Here is a 14,378-nt window from a genome sequence, read left to right as displayed (position 1 = left end):
CGCAATGAGAATGGCGGCTCAGGTCGGCGCCCGGTCGGCTTCCAGCGCGGCCCCGCCCGGCTTCAGCCGCAGCGGCGCGGTTTCGCGCAGGCCCAAGGACAGCAAGGCCGGCAGCAGCGCGCCGGCCATGGCGATCCACATCACGATGGACAGGCCGTAGCGGTCCGCGGCGAAGCCGGCCACCGTGGGCGCGACAAAACCGCCCGCCAGCTCGCCCACCCCATGATCATGCCCAGCGCGGTGGCGATGCGCCGCGGCGACACCGTCTCCGCCGGAATCGTGGCCATGAACAGGGTGAAGCAACCCAGGCCGGTGTAAGTGAGGAAGACCAGCGGCAACAGCCAGACCATGCGGTCCACGTTCAGCAACACCAGCGGGCAGCAAGCGGCGATCAAGGAAAACGCCACCATGGCCGGCTTGCGGCCGATGCGGTCCGAAATCGCCGGCACCAGCCCGCCCCACGCCACCCAGGCGAAGCCCAGGCTGCTCATCACCGCCCCATCGCCTGCGGGCTCATGCCCTTGACCTGGATCAGAAAGGTGGGCGTGAAGGAAATCAGGATGATGAACCAGGTGATGTAGCTGCAGGCGATCAACACGCACAGCAGGATGTTGCGCTCGGCCAGCAACGAAGCGAAACCGCCGCCGCGACCGGCCGGCGCCGGCGCGGGCGCCGGCTCGCGCACATGCCGCCACACCAGCCAGGCGATCAGCAGGCCGGGCAGGCAGGACAGATAGAAGGCCGCGCGCCAGCCGTAGGCCTCGGCCAGCGCCACCAGCAGCGGCGGCCCCAGCACCGCGCCCAGCAAGCCCGGCGCGGAGCCGTTGACGATGCCCATATTGAAGCCGCGCCGCGCCGGCGTGGACCCCGCCGCCAGCAGGGATTGGGAAATGGGCAGCACCGGTCCTTCCGCCACGCCCATCAGCGCGCGGAACAGCAGCAAGGACAGAAAGCCGGCTACCAGGCCGGAAGCGGCGGAAAACAGCGAAAACGCCAGCACCGCCGCCACCAGCATCGGCTTCTTCGCGCCGCGCCGGTCCGACCATGCGCCCAGGCCCAGGCCGGACAGCGACCAGGTCAGCGCCAGCGCCGACGCCAGCATGCCCAGATGCGCGGGGCTCAAACGCAGTTCCGCCGCCATGAAGGGAAACAGGAAGGACAGCGCCAGCCGATCGAAAAACACGAAACCGAAGCTCAGCGCCAGGATGGCCAACAATTTGTTTTCATAGGAGAGGCGCATGGCGGGCCTCTCTTTCGCCAGCGGCGCGCGCGCGGCCGCCCGGCGGCGAACCGCCCATTCGTGTGTGCATGATGGTGTCTCCTCTTTATTAGTTGGGCGTCCGCCGCGCCAGAAAGCGCAGCGGACCCATCCACTCTAACGATGGGGAGAACGCGAAATTTGCCTAATGAGGACAGTCTTGTTGTCTGGGAAGGACGCGCGCGGCCAGGGCCTCGGCTCGGGTATGACTCGGCGTTTCGCCGTAACGGCGTTTATAGCTGCGACAGAAATGGGCGATATGGTTGAAGCCCCAGCGGAAAGCCAGCTCGCTCACCGATAAATGGCGCAAGGCCGGATCGGCCAGGTCCACGCGGCAGCGTTCCAGCCGGCGGCCCCACAGGTGGCGCGTCACCGACTCGCCCTCCTGCTCGAAGATGCGGGCCAGCTGACGCGCGGACACGCCCACCGCGCGGCTGATGCGCTCGCAATCCAGATCGTCCTCGGCCAGATGCCGCTCGATATAAGCCTTGGCCCGCCACAGGCTGCACAAGGTGGAACGGGAGGCCGGCAGGCCCAGGCGCGCGCACCACAAGGAATGCAGCCATTCCAGCAACTGGCTGGCCAGATGCCGCCGCGCGGCCTCCCCGCCGCTGAGCAGGCGATGGGCGGCCAAGGCGTCCATGCCGGCGGCGCGCTCGATGCGCACCAGGCCGCGCTCGTTCCACACCCCCACCTGCTCCTGGAACAAGGACCGCGGAATGTCCAGCACCGCCATCGCCATATCGGCCGGAAAGCCGTGGCCGTAAGGGCGGGCGGTATCGTACAGCACCACATCGCCCGGGCCGTGGCGGGCGCACTCCACGCCCTGATGGCTGAAGCCCTGCCCCTGCAGCATCAAACAGGCGAAGATGGAGTCCCGGCCGTCCCGGCTCAGGCTATGTCCGCTGCGCGTCACCGCGTGCTGGTTGGCCCGTATCGTGGCCATGCGCAGCAGGCCGAAATCCTGCCAGTCCAGCGAAGCCTCCAGCCGCTCTTCCGGACGGCGGTCGCACTCCACCCGGACCAAGAGGCGGTCCACCTCGCTCAGCCAGAAATCCAGCTTGTCGCCGTCCGCCGCCTGGCGTGTGGAAAGATGAATGTCCCCGGCGTAACGCGTGTCCATGGCGGGCCTCCTCCTGACGGCCGCCCGGCTGGGCGGCGATGGCTGAAACGGCATCGGCAAATCATGGCACAATATTTAATACATTAAAAATCAAACCCGCGGCCGCCTTCCGCGCCGGACCAGGGGCTGTCTCGCCGCCGCCACAAGCGCGGCGGCTAGCCCTCGGCCAGGCTGGAGCCCCGCACCACCAAACGGCCGGTCAGCACCACCTTGCGCGTGGGCCGCAGCGGCTGTTCCAGCCGTTCCAGCAGCATCGCCATCGCCGCGCGGCCGATCTCGTCCACCGGCTGCTCGATCACCGTCAGTCCCGGACCGGCCAGCTCGGTCCAGCTGTCGTTGTCGAAACCGGCCAGCGCCAGCTGGCGCGGCAAGGCCAGGCCCAGCGCGCGCACCGCGCGCATCGCCCCCAGCAGCAGCAGGCCGTTGCTGATCACCAGCGCCCGCGGCGCCTCCGCCTCCGTCAGCCAGGCGGACACCGCCTGCTGCGCCGCCTCGGCCGTGGGCGCGACGAAGCGCGCCGGCGCGGCCAGCCCGGCCGCCGCCAGCGCCGCGGCGAAGCCGGCGTGCCGCTCCGCGCCGGTGCTGCTGGTATTGCCGAACAGCCCGCCGATGCGGTCATGGCCCTGCTCACGCAGATGGCCGACCAACAGGCCGGCGGCGGCGGCGTTGTCCAAGACCACCGCGTCGGCCGCGCCGCCGGGCGCGGCCCGGTCGATCAAGACCACCGGAAACCCCAGCGCCTCCGCGTCCAGCGTCTCCGCCGTGGCGCGGGTGGCGGCGAAGATCACTCCGGTGACGCGCTCCTCCTGCATCAGCCTGAGGTACATCGCCTCCTTGTCCGGGTTCTCGTCGGTATTGCACAGAATCACCCGCATGCCGGCTTGGTAGGCCACATCCTCCACCGCGCGGCTGACCGCGGTGAAGAAGGGGTTGCGGATGTCGGACACGATCAGGCCTATGGTGTCGCTGTGCCGCGAGCGCAAGCGCCGCGCGGACAAATTGGGCCGATAACCGGTGGCGGCGATGGCCGCCTCCACCTTGGCCTTCAGCGCCGCGCTCACCGGGCCCTTGGCCAGGGCCCGCGATACGGTGGCCACCGACACGCCGGCCGCCAGCGCCACATCCTTGATGCTGACCGTCATATGAAATCGTTTTCTCTTACCAAGATGGAAACTGGGTTTACGCAAGCATACTCTTAAAGCGTAATTTTACAACACTGCCGCTTGAGACGGCGCAAAGATGTAGCGGTGAAACTACGACTGTATTGACAGAAAAAATGTAATCGTTTTCAATCCACTCAGCGCGTGAACGGCGCCGCCCCTCCGCAATGACAGCTGGCGGGCGCGGGCCGATCCGCTATACCGAGCCTGTCCCAAGCCGCGCCGCTTGCGCGTCGGGCCGTGAACGGGTTCCCGGAACCGCGCAGCCAATTGAACCGACAGAAGAGACCGCCATGCACGACACCGGATCGCCCTCCTCCCTGATCCAGCCCGAACTGATCCGGCTGGGCTGTCAGCCCGCCGACAAAGAGGCGGCCATCCGCCTGGCCGGACAATTGCTGGCCGACGCCGGCTGCATAGACCCGGCCTACATCGACAGCCTGCTGCGGCGCGAAGCGGTGGCCAACACCTTCCTGGGCAACGGCCTGGCCATTCCGCACGGCATGGTGGAAGACCGTCAGCTGATCCGCCGCACCGGCATCGCCATCGTGCAGATCCCGGACGGCCTGGAATGGAACCCCGGCCAGCGCACCCGGCTGCTGTTCGCCATCGCCGCCCAATCCGACGAACACATCACCCTGCTGCGCCGGCTGACCCGGCTGCTGCAGGACGAGGCCAGGCTCGAGCAATTGTTCACCGCCGCAGAACCGGCCCGGGTGCTGGCCCTGCTGGAAGAAGACGCGCCGCCCGCCGCCGTCGACGCCGCGGCCGATCTGGCCGAGCGCGCGCAATGGATAGTCGACTACCCCAACGGCCTGCACGCGCGCCCGGCCGCGCAATGGGTGGAAGCCGCGCGCCGCCACGCCGCCCAGCTGCAAGTGCGCCACGGCCAGGACGCCGCCGACGCCAAGAACCTGATCAGCCTGCTGCAACTGGGCCTGCGCCACGGCGACACCGTCACCGTGTCCGCCCAGGGGCCGGACGCCGCCGCCGCTTTGTCCGGCCTGCTGGCCGCGATGCGCGACGCCTCGGCCCAGGAACAGACCGACGCCGCGCTCGCCGCGCAAAAAGCGCAGCTGCTGGCCGCGCAACAGGGCTGGACCCCGCCCGGCCACCCGCTGTCCATCGCCGGCATCGCCGCCAGCCCCGGCCTCGCCATCGGCGTGGTGCGCGTGCTGCACGCCGGCCAGCTCAAAGTGCCGGACCGCCCGGTGGCGCTGGGCGAAGGCGGCGACCGCCTGCACGCGGCGCTGAGCGCCACCCGCGCCGAACTGAACGAACTGGCCGCGGCCACCGCCAGCCGGCTGGGCAAGGCCGAGGCCGGCATTTTCCACGCCCAGGCGGAACTGCTGTCCGACACCGATCTGATCACCCTGGCCTGCCAGCTGATGGTGGGCGGCCACGGCGTGGAATGGGCCTGGCACCAGGCGGTGGAGCGCATGGCGGAACGGCTGGCCGCGCTGGGCAACCCGCTGCTGGCGGCGCGCGCCGCCGACCTGCGCGACGTGGGCCGCCGCGTGCTGCGCCAGCTGGACCCGGCGCTGAACAGCGCCACGCTGGCCGACATCGACGGCGACGACTGCATCCTGCTAGCCGCCGACCTCACCCCGTCCGACACCGCCACCCTGGACACCGGCCGCATCCGCGCGCTGGCCACCGCCCAGGGCGGCCCCACCTCGCACACCGCCATCCTGGCGCGCACCCTGGGCCTGCCGGCGCTGGTGGCCGGCGGCCCTGCGCTGCTGGACATCGCCGACGGCACCCCGGCCATTCTGGACGGCCTGGGCGGCCGGCTCTATCTGAACCCCGGCGAGCAAGACCTGGCCTCCGCCCGCGACTGGGTGCAGGCCCAGCAGCGCACCCAGCAGCAGCAGGCGGAACAGCGGCAGCGCCCGGCGGTGACGCCGGACGGCCACCGCGTGGAAATCGCCGCCAACATCAACCGTCCGGACCAGGTAGCCGCCGCGCTGGACGCCGGCGCCGAGGGCGTGGGCCTGATGCGCACCGAATTCCTGTTCCTGGAACGCGAGCAGGCGCCGAGCGAGGACGAACAGTTCCACACCTACAGCGCCATGCTGGACGCGCTGGACGGCCGGCCGCTGATCGTGCGCGCGCTGGACATAGGCGGCGACAAACAGGTGGATTACCTGAAGCTGCCGGCCGAAGAAAACCCCTTCCTCGGCATGCGCGGCTCGCGTCTGTTGCTGCGCCGCCGCGATCTGCTGGAGCCCCAGCTGCGCGCGCTCTACCGCGCCGCCCGCGGCGGCCAGCCGCTGTCCATCATGTTCCCGATGATCACCTCGCTGAAGGAAATCACCCGGCTCAAGGGATGGTGCGAAGGCATACGCCGCGAGCTGGACGCCCCGGCGGTGCCGCTGGGCATCATGGTGGAAGTGCCGGCCGCGGCCATGCTGGCCGATCAACTGGCCGAATACGTGGACTTCTTCTCCATCGGCACCAACGACCTCACCCAATACACGCTGGCGATGGACCGGCAGCACCCGGAACTGGCGGCCGAAGCCGACAGCCTGCACCCCGCGGTGCTGCGGCTGATCCAGCACACCGTGGCCGGCGCCTCCCGCCATCAGCGCTGGGTGGGCGTGTGCGGCGGCATCGCCGGCGATCCCTTCGGCGCCGCGCTGCTGACCGGCCTGGGCGTGGCCGAGCTGTCGATGAGCCCGCGCGACGTGGCCGCGGTCAAGGCCAAGCTGTGCGCCAACGGCCACGACCGGCTGCGCGAGCTGGCGCAGCAAGCGCTGGCCTGCGACAGCGCCGACGAAGTGCGCATGCTGGCACGGGAGCTGACATGAGCACGCGCGTCCACACCCTCACCCTCAATCCGGCGCTGGACCAGACCATCGCCCTGGCCCGGCTGACGCCCGGCGCGGTCAACCTGGCGCAAAGCGCCAGCAGCAACGCCGGCGGCAAGGGCGTCAACGTGGCCAGCTGCCTGGCGGACTGGGGCGCGCCGGTAAGCGTCTGCGGCCTGCTGGGCCGCAACAACAGCGAAGCCTTCGAACAGTTGTTCCTGGACAAGCGCATCGCCGACCACATGCTGCGCCTGCCCGGCGACACCCGGGTCAACATCAAGCTGGCCGACCTCTCCAGCGGCGACACCACCGACATCAATCTGCCCGGCATCGCCGCCGGCGAAGCGCAGCTGGAACAAGTGGGCGCCGAACTGGCCGCCCGGCTGCGCCCCGGCGACATCGTGGCCTTGTGCGGCAGCCTGCCGCCCGGCCTGCCCGCCAACAGCTATCTGCGGCTGTGCCGGCTGCTGCGGCCGCTGGGCGCGCGGCTGTTGCTGGACAGCAGCGGCGAGGCGCTGAGCCAGGCGCTGGACGGCGACGCGCCGCCGCATTGCGTCAAGCCCAACCGCCACGAACTGGAGCACTGGGCCGGCCGCGCCCTGCCCGACACCGCCGCGGTGCTGGAAGGCGCGCGCGGGCTGCTGCAACGCGGCGTGGAACAAGTGGTGGTGTCGCTGGGCGCGGACGGCGCGCTGTTCGCCGGCCGCGACCACGCGCTGCTGGCCGCCTTGCCCGCGCAACAACCGCTCAGCACCGTGGGCGCCGGCGACGCGCTGGTGGCCGGCCTCGCCGCCGCGCGGCTGGACGGACTGGACCGCGAGGCCGAAGCCCGGCTGGCGGTGGCCTTCGCCGCCGCCAAGCTGGCGCGCGTCGGCCCGCACCTGCCGCCGCCGGAACAAGTGCGCGCGCTGGCGGCGCAAGTCCGGCTGCGAAACCTGGGCTAAGCGCCCGTTAGCGACGCGGCATCAGGGGGCTTCGCCTGCGGCTCCAAACTAAAAACACAAGGGAAACAACGCCATGAACCTACTTGCCATCATCGCCTCCGGCGAACGCAGCACCCAGGGCCGGCTGGCCGCGGAAGCGCTGCGCCAGGCCGCCCAAGGGCTCGGGCATTCTCTCAGCCTGGAACTGGACGGCGCGCCGCCGCTGGACGCGGCCGAAATCGCCGCCGCCCAGGCCGCGCTCCTGATCGGCCCCGCCGCCGATCCGCGCCTGGACGGCCTGCCCTCGCTCCGCCTGAGCCTGGACCAGGCCCTGGCCGATCCGGCCGACGCCGTCCGCCGGGCCGCGGCCCTGAGCGCCCCGCAAACCGAAGCGCTGCGCATCGTCGCCGTCACCTCCTGCCCCACCGGCATCGCCCACACCTTCATGGCGGCGGAAGGCCTGAGCCAGGCCGCCCAGGCGCTGGGCCACGCCATCCGCGTGGAAACCCAGGGCTCGGTGGGCGCGCAGAGCGCGCTCAGCGCCGGCGAGATCGCCGAGGCCGATCTGGTGCTGATCGCCGCCGACACCCAGGTGGAGCTGAGCCGCTTCCACGGCAAGCGCCTGTTCCAGAGCGGCACCAAGGCCGCCATCAACGACGGCCGGGCGCTGCTGCGCCGCGCCATCGCCGAGGCCGCGCCCCACCGGCCGGACGCCGCCGGCGCCGCGCCGGAAAAACCGGCCAGCGAGCGCAGCGGCCCGTACAAGCACCTGATGACCGGCGTTTCCTTCATGCTGCCCTTCGTCACCGCCGGCGGCATCATGATCGCGCTGGCTTTCGCGCTGGGCGGCATCTACGCCTTCGACGACGCCAACAAGGGCACCCTGGCCTGGGCGCTGTTCCAGATCGGCGCCAAATCCGCCTTCGCGCTGATGGTGCCCATCCTCGCCGGCTATATCGCCTACTCCATCGCCAACCGTCCCGGCATCGCGCCCGGCATGGTGGGCGGCATGCTGGCCGCCAGCCTGGGCTCCGGCTTTCTCGGCGGCATCATCGCCGGCTTCATCGCCGGCTACGGCACCGACTGGCTGAACCGCAAGATCCAGCTGGGCCGCAATCTGGACGGTCTCAAGCCCGTGCTCATCCTGCCGGTGCTGGGCTCGCTGCTGGTGGGCCTCTTGATGATCTACGTGATCGGCGGCCCGGTGGCCGCCCTGCTGGGCATGCTGACCGAGGCGCTGAAGAGCTTGCAAGGCAGCAGCGCGCTGGTCCTGGGCGCCATCATCGGCGCGATGATGGCCTTCGACATGGGCGGCCCGGTCAACAAGGCCGCCTACGCCTTCTCCACCGGCCTGATCGCCAGCCAGGTCTATACGCCGATGGCCGCGGCCATGGCCGCCGGCATGACGCCGCCGCTGGGCATCGCGCTGGCCACCAAGCTGTTCGCCGACCGCTTCAGCGCCGACGAGCGCGAGGCCGGCAAGGCCGCCGGCGTGTTGGGCCTGGCCTTCATCAGCGAAGGCGCCATCCCCTTCGCCGCGCGCGATCCGCTGCGGGTGATCCCCGCGCTGATGCTGGGTTCCGCCGTGGCCGGCGCCATCTCCATGCTGGCCGGCGTGGAGCTGAAAGTGCCGCACGGCGGCGTCTTCGTGCTGCCCATCCCCAACGCCGTCAGCCATCTGGGCCTCTATCTGCTGGCCTTGCTGGCCGGCACCGCCGTCACCGCGGTCGCGCTGCGCGCGCTGAAAAAGCCCGCCCAGCCCGCCGCGGTCTGAGCCCGCCTGCGCCCAAGCAAGCGAAAGCCCCTCCCGGCCATGGCCGGAAGGGGCTTTTCCACGCGGGTTTCAGCGCCGTGGCGCCGACGCGCGGCGAACCGTGAAAATCCTCAGCGCCTGCTCCACGTCTCGCGAGCAAGCGCGAGACAAGGCCTTGCGACTGAAGAAGCGGCATGGCCATACGGCACATGAGCATTCTGAAGTCGTACTCGCCGGGCGACTTTTCACGAAGCGCAGCAGAATTTGAACAGGTTCTCAGAGGCGCAAACCCACCCCCAACTGCGGACGCGCCAGCCCGGCCAAGACCATCTGCACCGAGGCCGAGGCGCGCTCAAACGCCTGATCGATGCGCCGCTCGTCCTCCGGCCCCGCCATCTGCAAATCCGCCTTCAACATCTTGCCGATGCCGGACAAGGTCTCCGTCACCTCCGCGCCGCGGGCGTTGAAACGCTCCAGCAGCTTGTGCAAGGGGTAATGTTTCTTGGCCACCGCCGAATCCTTGCCGGCCAGATAGTTGCGGCCCACCGTCTCCGCCAGCGAGCAGCCTTCGCGGTTGAACAGGTAATCGATGTCGTTGAAGCGCTCCGCCTCGAACGACTCGCCGAACTTGGCGCGGCCAAAGTCGATCGCCTTCAGGAACACCGCGCCGTCCTCCTTGCGTTCGTGCACCAGCAGGTTCTGCATGTGCAGATCGCGGTGGGACAGCTGATGGCAGTAGAAGGTCCTGGTCATGTCCACCAATTGCGCCGCCACGCTGCGGGCCTGATCCAGCGACAGCAGAGGCAGGCCGACATCCAGTTCGCGGCTGACGATGACCGCCGGGTCGTACTGCTCGACCCGGGCGTAGGCGAACTTGTCGCTGACGCCCGGCGGCGCGGCGATCTGCTGCTGGGTGGAGAGATAAGCCCGCAGCGCCGGACGCGACTCGGCGTACGCCTCCAGCTGGCCTTCGCGGACGAAATCCGCCCGGCCCACCCCGTCCCGCGCCTGCAAGACCCCGGTATCGGCGTGAAAGCGCTTGTGCACCCCGCCGGAAGCAAAATCGCCGTCCAGCAGATACATCAGCCCCGGCGAGACGTCCATCCGGTAATCCGCCAGCGACGCCGCCTGCGCCTGAGCCTGCTCGGCGCCCAGCGGCGCGCCCAGCCGCGCCAGCACCACTTCGCGCCCCTCCTGCGACAGCCGCTCCGTTTTCAGCGGCTGGCCGTTGATGCAGTAACTGATCTTGCCGCCGCCCTGTTCCGGCGCCACCGCGACCGTGAACAAGCTCCGGTTGCTGGGCGTGGCCAGTTGCGCCAAGCGATTGAAAATATCGAAGGAGCGCGCCGGCGACGGGCTGTCCACCAGCTTGAACAGGGTGTTCAGCGCATCCTGCTTTTTCTCGGCGCGGAACACATCCTTGAACTTGTCCCACAAGCTCATATGCGTGGCCGTCTGCCGATCGCCGCTCATCATGCGGGCCACCCGCTCGTTGCTCAGGGAAAACGCCGGACCGCCGGCGCTGAAACTAATGGAAGAAGACATCGCGGCTTACCCCGTCAATGATAGTGCGAACCGACCGCGCCCCGCCCAGGGGGCGCCCCTGACGGCCATTCTCGGCAAGGCCGCCGCGGGACGCTTGCAAAAACCGCCCGGCTTGCCGCCCCGCCCCGCTCCGGCTATACCAACGGAAGGCGGCGACGACGGGGGCAACCATGAGGCGTGTGTTGAGCATGCTGTTGTTTTGCGGGGCGGCCTGGGCGGCCCAGCCGGAGACCTGGCGCATCGCCGGCGACATCCAGTTCGCGCCCTATAGCTACCAAAACGACGCCGGCGCCAAACCCCAGGGCCTGGACGTGGACATTGTCCAGGCGGTGATGGCGGAAGCCAGAATCCCCTATCAGTTGCACCTCTATCCCTGGGAACGCGTCAAGCAGATGCTGGGCAACGGCGATGTGGACATGGCTTTTCAGTTCGCCGGCACCGCCGAGCGGCGCGGCCAGTACGAACTGGCCGGCCCGATACGCACCGGCCGCACCGTGTTCATGGTCTTGAAGCAGCACGGCCTGCAAAACTGGAACACCCTGGCCGACCTGGCCCCGCTGACCATAGGCCAGGTTCACGGCTACGCCTATGAATCCGCCTTCGACAGAGCCCAGCTCAAGCGCGACGCCAGCGCCACCAATCCCGAGCAACTGCTGCTGATGCTGCTGGCCGGCCGCATCGACCTGATCGTCGGCGACCGCGGCCAGCTGCTCTACTACGCCCGCCAGCTGCGCGCCTTGCCCAATGTGCGCATCCTGCCCAAACCGCTGGTGGAAATGCCGCGCTTCGTCGCCTTCGCCAAGGGCGACAGCCGCGCCGTCCAATTCAACGCCGCGCTGGCCCGGCTGCAGCAAAACGGAAAACTGCAAACGATTTACAACCACTGGCAGCAATGAGCGCCCGCCCTTGGACGCAAAAAAGCCCGGCCGCCTTCTGAGGAAGGCGCGCCGGGCCGGTCCCCGCCCGCGGCTACAAGCAGCCGGCGGTGCCGCCGCCCACGTTCAGCCTGGCCGCCGCGTTGCCGCGCAGCGACATCACGTTCTCCTTCAAGGACTGCAGCCGACGTCCGTTGAATTCATGCGCCAACTCGCGCGCCGCGCTGTTTTCCGCCTCCTCCGCCGCCTTGGGCAGATAAGAGATCTTGATGTCGGACACGTAGTCGGTCTGATTGGCCAACTGTTGGCGGATCACATTGTCGCAAGACGCGCACGGCGCTTGCGAGATATAGCCGACCATGCGTCCGCCGCGCGGCACCGCGCCGTCCAGGATGTCCTTCTCAAAGGTTTTCAAGGCCTTCAGCTCCGCGTCCGTCGCCTGCTTGTCTATGATGGCGGACAGCTTGCCATTGGGCACGTTCACATTGGTGGCGGCCTTTTCCACGCTGCTCTGACGCAGATAGCCGGGATAGGCCTTATGGCCCGGGGAATTGGCCTCGTACAGCAAATCCGCGGTGTCCTGGCCGGACATCGCGTTGTACACGCGGGTGCCGCCCGGATAGTTGTACTCGAAACGGGCCACCGTGGCTCCGCGCCACTTGGTCTCCAGCTTCTTCAGCTTGGACGAGGACGGCGGATTGGCCTTGGCCGCGCCGCTGACGCCGTTGACGTGAAACTCCATCGCGTTGACCAGTTCGCCGGGCACCAGGCTGTTCTTGTCGGTCACCTTGCTGATGTCCACCGTCGCGCCCGCCAGCGCCGCGGCGGACAAGGCCAGCATCAGAACGGCCGCCGCCGCCCTGCGCGCTTGCTTGAATGTACGCATAGTCATCTTCAATCCTGTTCGCATTGCTTGATCGCCAAGCTCAAATTCGGCAGAAGCGGCTGAGATAGCCGGACTCTGTGGCCGCCACTTCCTCTTCGGTCAAGGCCGCTTCGGCCCCCAATTCGGACGCCTCCAAAGTGGAGAAGAACTCCATCGCCGCCATGCCCTCCATCAGCAGCGCGATCGGCAGCAAGAGCTTGGCCAGCCGTTGGAAACCGCTGCTTTCCTGTTCGGACGGCGGATGCGGCTTCATTTGCTGCTGATAGAGCTTGCGATACCAGTCGCTCAGCTTCTGGTCGGTCATATTGGCGTAGCACAGCTTGCCGCTGCTCTCCGGGTAGAGGTTCTTGCCGTCCTTGGCGCAGGGGAAGTCGAACAGATAGCCCTTGCGGTCCTGATAGGCCGCGGCCAGGCGCGCCACGCGGAACTGCGCGGCCGGCTGGAACTGGCCGCTCTTGAAGCCGGACGAATTGAAATGGGTGCGCCGCACCTCGTTGTGCAGCAGGTTCATCAGATAGTGCTTGTCGTATTCGGACAGGCTGTTCACGCCGGTGGTGGCGCTGCTCAGATAGCGGTCCAGCACCTCCTTGCGGATGCCGTTCTGCAACTGCTTGGCCGCCGGCACTTTCTGCGTCGCGTCGCGCAGCAACTGCGCCGCCACCGCGAACTTGGCGGCGATGGTGCTGTAACCGTAGCCGAACACGTCCAGGCTCTTGTAGAAGATGTCGCCGTCCACCCCGGCCTTGAAGGCATTGGCCAACACCAGCTTGTCCTCGTCCTGGCGATAGCCGGCGCGGCGGCGGTTCAGATCCACGTCCGCGCCCGGCAAGGCCTTGTTCAGACCCGCCTCGCTGGCGAACAATTTGACCGAATCGTCCATGCTCAGATTGACGCGGTGATAGCGGTTGAAATCGCTGAGCGCGTTATTCCACTCAATGGAATTGATGATGGGCGGCTGGAGATTGAGATCGGAGTAGGCCGAGCCCGGCGTTTTCAGGAAATCCTTGGCGATCTTGTCGCCGCCGAGATCGCCCTGGCTGCGGTTCTTGGTCTTGTAATACAGCACCGACTTCAACAGGGTGTCGGGCACAAAGGTTTCGGCCATCGCCGGCGGCGTCAGCAGCAGGCCGGCGGCTGCCAGGCCGCTTAGCCAGCGCGAACGCCGAGTAAAGCTTTGGGTCATCACGGACTCCAATGGAGGTTAGAAACAGGAGGGAGGCATGGGTCGCTTTCAGATCTGTTCAAAATCCGCCGCGGCGAGCGCCGCTTTGGTACAGGCTCATGGACGATGAGGCGCGGATCGGGCTGCCACCCGTTCACGCCAATAAATAAGCGTAATATAAAATTCTAATAGACTAGAGCCTAAACTCAGGGTTCCGCCTGAAATTGCAAAAATCGCTCATCGCGCATAAAAGCAGACCATCCGCCATGCCGCGTGCAATAAAAAAGCCGCCTGACGGCGGCGGTTCTCCCTCCCGGCTTCAAGCCTCGGGCGGCGCCGCGGCCCACTCCGCCGCCGACAACAGATACAGGCAATGCCGCCGCAGCGGATGCCCGGGCGCCAGGGCCGGATGATCGAAATCCCGTCCGGCGTTGCGCATGCCCAGCCGCTGCATCAGCCGCTGCGACGGCAGATTGGGCAAGGCGGTGAAAGACACGATTTCGTCCAGGCCCAAGGTCTCGAAACCGAAGGCCAGCGCCCGACGCGCGGCCTCGGAGGCGTAGCCCCGGCCCCAGGATACGCGCCGCAGCCGCCAGCCCGCCTCCACGCAGGGCATGCACGGCAATTCCGCGCGCGGCACCGCCAGGCCGACGAAACCGAGGAAGTCCCCGGACGCTTTCTCCTCCAGCGCCCATAGCCCCAGCCGCGCGTCGCGATCAAGCCGCGCTGGCGTTCCATGCCTTCCGCGCTGTCCTCGGCGCTCAGCAGCGCCGGAAAATAACGCATCACCTCCGGATCCCGCCCCATGGCGACGAAGGGCGCCAGATCTTCGTCCCGCCATTGGCGCAGCCATAAACGCTCCGTCTCCATCTCCATCGCTTCC

General features: G+C 68.3%; 12 protein-coding genes and 1 pseudogene. 4 read left to right on the top strand and 9 right to left on the bottom strand.

Annotated features, from left to right (window positions below; genetic code table 11):
• Positions 1-18 precede the first annotated feature (18 nt).
• The 5 genes from HQN78_RS25415 to HQN78_RS03065 form a co-directional block, all read right to left on the bottom strand.
• Positions 19-144, bottom strand: coding sequence for a hypothetical protein (locus HQN78_RS25415; RefSeq protein WP_255701211.1), 126 nt, complete (start codon positions 142-144; stop codon positions 19-21).
• On the bottom strand, positions 141-491 hold the full coding sequence (locus HQN78_RS03080) for a hypothetical protein (protein ID WP_235087825.1): 351 nt from the start codon (positions 489-491) through the stop codon (positions 141-143). The genes HQN78_RS25415 and HQN78_RS03080 overlap by 4 nt, the downstream gene beginning before the upstream one ends.
• Positions 491-1,240, bottom strand: a complete 750-nt coding sequence (locus HQN78_RS03075; protein ID WP_235087823.1) for an MFS transporter — start codon at positions 1,238-1,240, stop codon at positions 491-493. Before HQN78_RS03075 ends, HQN78_RS03080 begins: the two co-directional genes overlap by 1 nt.
• Before the next feature lie 163 nt (positions 1,241-1,403).
• A complete protein-coding gene (locus HQN78_RS03070) occupies positions 1,404-2,381 on the bottom strand; it encodes a helix-turn-helix domain-containing protein (RefSeq protein WP_235087820.1) in 978 nt (325 codons plus the stop codon).
• A 155-nt stretch (positions 2,382-2,536) separates the two neighbouring features.
• Positions 2,537-3,523, bottom strand: coding sequence for a LacI family DNA-binding transcriptional regulator (locus HQN78_RS03065; RefSeq protein ID WP_235087818.1), 987 nt, complete (start codon positions 3,521-3,523; stop codon positions 2,537-2,539).
• Positions 3,524-3,834: 311 nt separating this feature from the next.
• On the opposite strand from HQN78_RS03065, the gene ptsP reads away from it, so the two are divergent.
• From ptsP to HQN78_RS03050, 3 genes are all read left to right on the top strand, one after another.
• The gene (ptsP, locus tag HQN78_RS03060) at positions 3,835-6,351 is read left to right on the top strand and encodes a phosphoenolpyruvate--protein phosphotransferase (protein WP_235087815.1); all 2,517 of its coding nucleotides are present in this window, start codon (positions 3,835-3,837) and stop codon (positions 6,349-6,351) included.
• Complete coding sequence (gene pfkB, locus HQN78_RS03055; protein WP_235087813.1) at positions 6,348-7,295, top strand: 1-phosphofructokinase; 948 nt, start codon at positions 6,348-6,350, stop codon at positions 7,293-7,295. Before ptsP ends, pfkB begins: the two co-directional genes overlap by 4 nt.
• Positions 7,296-7,368: 73 nt before the next feature.
• Positions 7,369-9,048 carry a PTS fructose transporter subunit IIC gene (locus tag HQN78_RS03050; RefSeq protein WP_235087810.1) on the top strand — a complete coding sequence of 560 codons (1,680 nt, stop codon included), beginning with the start codon at positions 7,369-7,371 and terminating at the stop codon, positions 9,046-9,048.
• Between the two features lie 255 nt (positions 9,049-9,303).
• On the opposite strand, the gene HQN78_RS03045 is transcribed toward HQN78_RS03050, so the two are convergent.
• A complete protein-coding gene (locus HQN78_RS03045; protein WP_107798684.1) occupies positions 9,304-10,572 on the bottom strand; it encodes a hypothetical protein in 1,269 nt (422 codons plus the stop codon).
• Between the two features lie 170 nt (positions 10,573-10,742).
• Here HQN78_RS03045 and HQN78_RS03040 point away from each other — a divergent pair, with 170 nt between their 5' ends.
• Complete coding sequence (locus HQN78_RS03040; RefSeq protein ID WP_235087808.1) at positions 10,743-11,468, top strand: ABC transporter substrate-binding protein; 726 nt, start codon at positions 10,743-10,745, stop codon at positions 11,466-11,468.
• 73 nt (positions 11,469-11,541) lie between these two features.
• On the opposite strand, the gene HQN78_RS03035 is transcribed toward HQN78_RS03040, so the two are convergent.
• The 3 genes and pseudogenes from HQN78_RS03035 to HQN78_RS03025 form a co-directional block, all read right to left on the bottom strand.
• Positions 11,542-12,339 (bottom strand): hypothetical protein, encoded by a 798-nt coding sequence (locus HQN78_RS03035; RefSeq protein ID WP_227107712.1) that lies wholly within the window; start codon positions 12,337-12,339, stop codon positions 11,542-11,544.
• A gap of 34 nt (positions 12,340-12,373) precedes the next feature.
• Complete coding sequence (locus HQN78_RS03030; RefSeq protein ID WP_227107711.1) at positions 12,374-13,516, bottom strand: hypothetical protein; 1,143 nt, start codon at positions 13,514-13,516, stop codon at positions 12,374-12,376.
• A 298-nt stretch (positions 13,517-13,814) separates the two neighbouring features.
• Positions 13,815-14,302, bottom strand: a pseudogene (locus HQN78_RS03025) (GNAT family N-acetyltransferase).
• Between the last annotated feature and the right edge of the window lie 76 nt (positions 14,303-14,378).

The organism is Chromobacterium sp. Beijing, from assembly GCF_021496765.1.
Lineage (GTDB): Bacteria > Pseudomonadota > Gammaproteobacteria > Burkholderiales > Chromobacteriaceae > Chromobacterium.
The sequence above is the reverse complement of the archived record's forward strand: the minus strand, read 5'-3'. Positions and strand labels throughout refer to the sequence as shown.

Excerpts from the sequence above, each read along its gene's own strand:
- HQN78_RS03080 (WP_235087825.1), bottom strand. The coding sequence starts at position 491 with ATGAGCAGCCTGGGCTTCGCCTGGGTGGCGTGGGGCGGGCTGGTGCCG.
- HQN78_RS03075 (WP_235087823.1), bottom strand. The coding sequence starts at position 1,240 with ATGCGCCTCTCCTATGAAAACAAATTGTTGGCCATCCTGGCGCTGAGC.
- HQN78_RS03070 (WP_235087820.1), bottom strand. The coding sequence starts at position 2,381 with ATGGACACGCGTTACGCCGGGGACATTCATCTTTCCACACGCCAGGCG.
- HQN78_RS03065 (WP_235087818.1), bottom strand. The coding sequence starts at position 3,523 with ATGACGGTCAGCATCAAGGATGTGGCGCTGGCGGCCGGCGTGTCGGTG.
- ptsP (WP_235087815.1), top strand. The coding sequence starts at position 3,835 with ATGCACGACACCGGATCGCCCTCCTCCCTGATCCAGCCCGAACTGATC.
- pfkB (WP_235087813.1), top strand. The coding sequence starts at position 6,348 with ATGAGCACGCGCGTCCACACCCTCACCCTCAATCCGGCGCTGGACCAG.
- HQN78_RS03050 (WP_235087810.1), top strand. The coding sequence starts at position 7,369 with ATGAACCTACTTGCCATCATCGCCTCCGGCGAACGCAGCACCCAGGGC.
- HQN78_RS03045 (WP_107798684.1), bottom strand. The coding sequence starts at position 10,572 with ATGTCTTCTTCCATTAGTTTCAGCGCCGGCGGTCCGGCGTTTTCCCTG.
- HQN78_RS03040 (WP_235087808.1), top strand. The coding sequence starts at position 10,743 with ATGAGGCGTGTGTTGAGCATGCTGTTGTTTTGCGGGGCGGCCTGGGCG.
- HQN78_RS03035 (WP_227107712.1), bottom strand. The coding sequence starts at position 12,339 with ATGACTATGCGTACATTCAAGCAAGCGCGCAGGGCGGCGGCGGCCGTT.
- HQN78_RS03030 (WP_227107711.1), bottom strand. The coding sequence starts at position 13,516 with ATGACCCAAAGCTTTACTCGGCGTTCGCGCTGGCTAAGCGGCCTGGCA.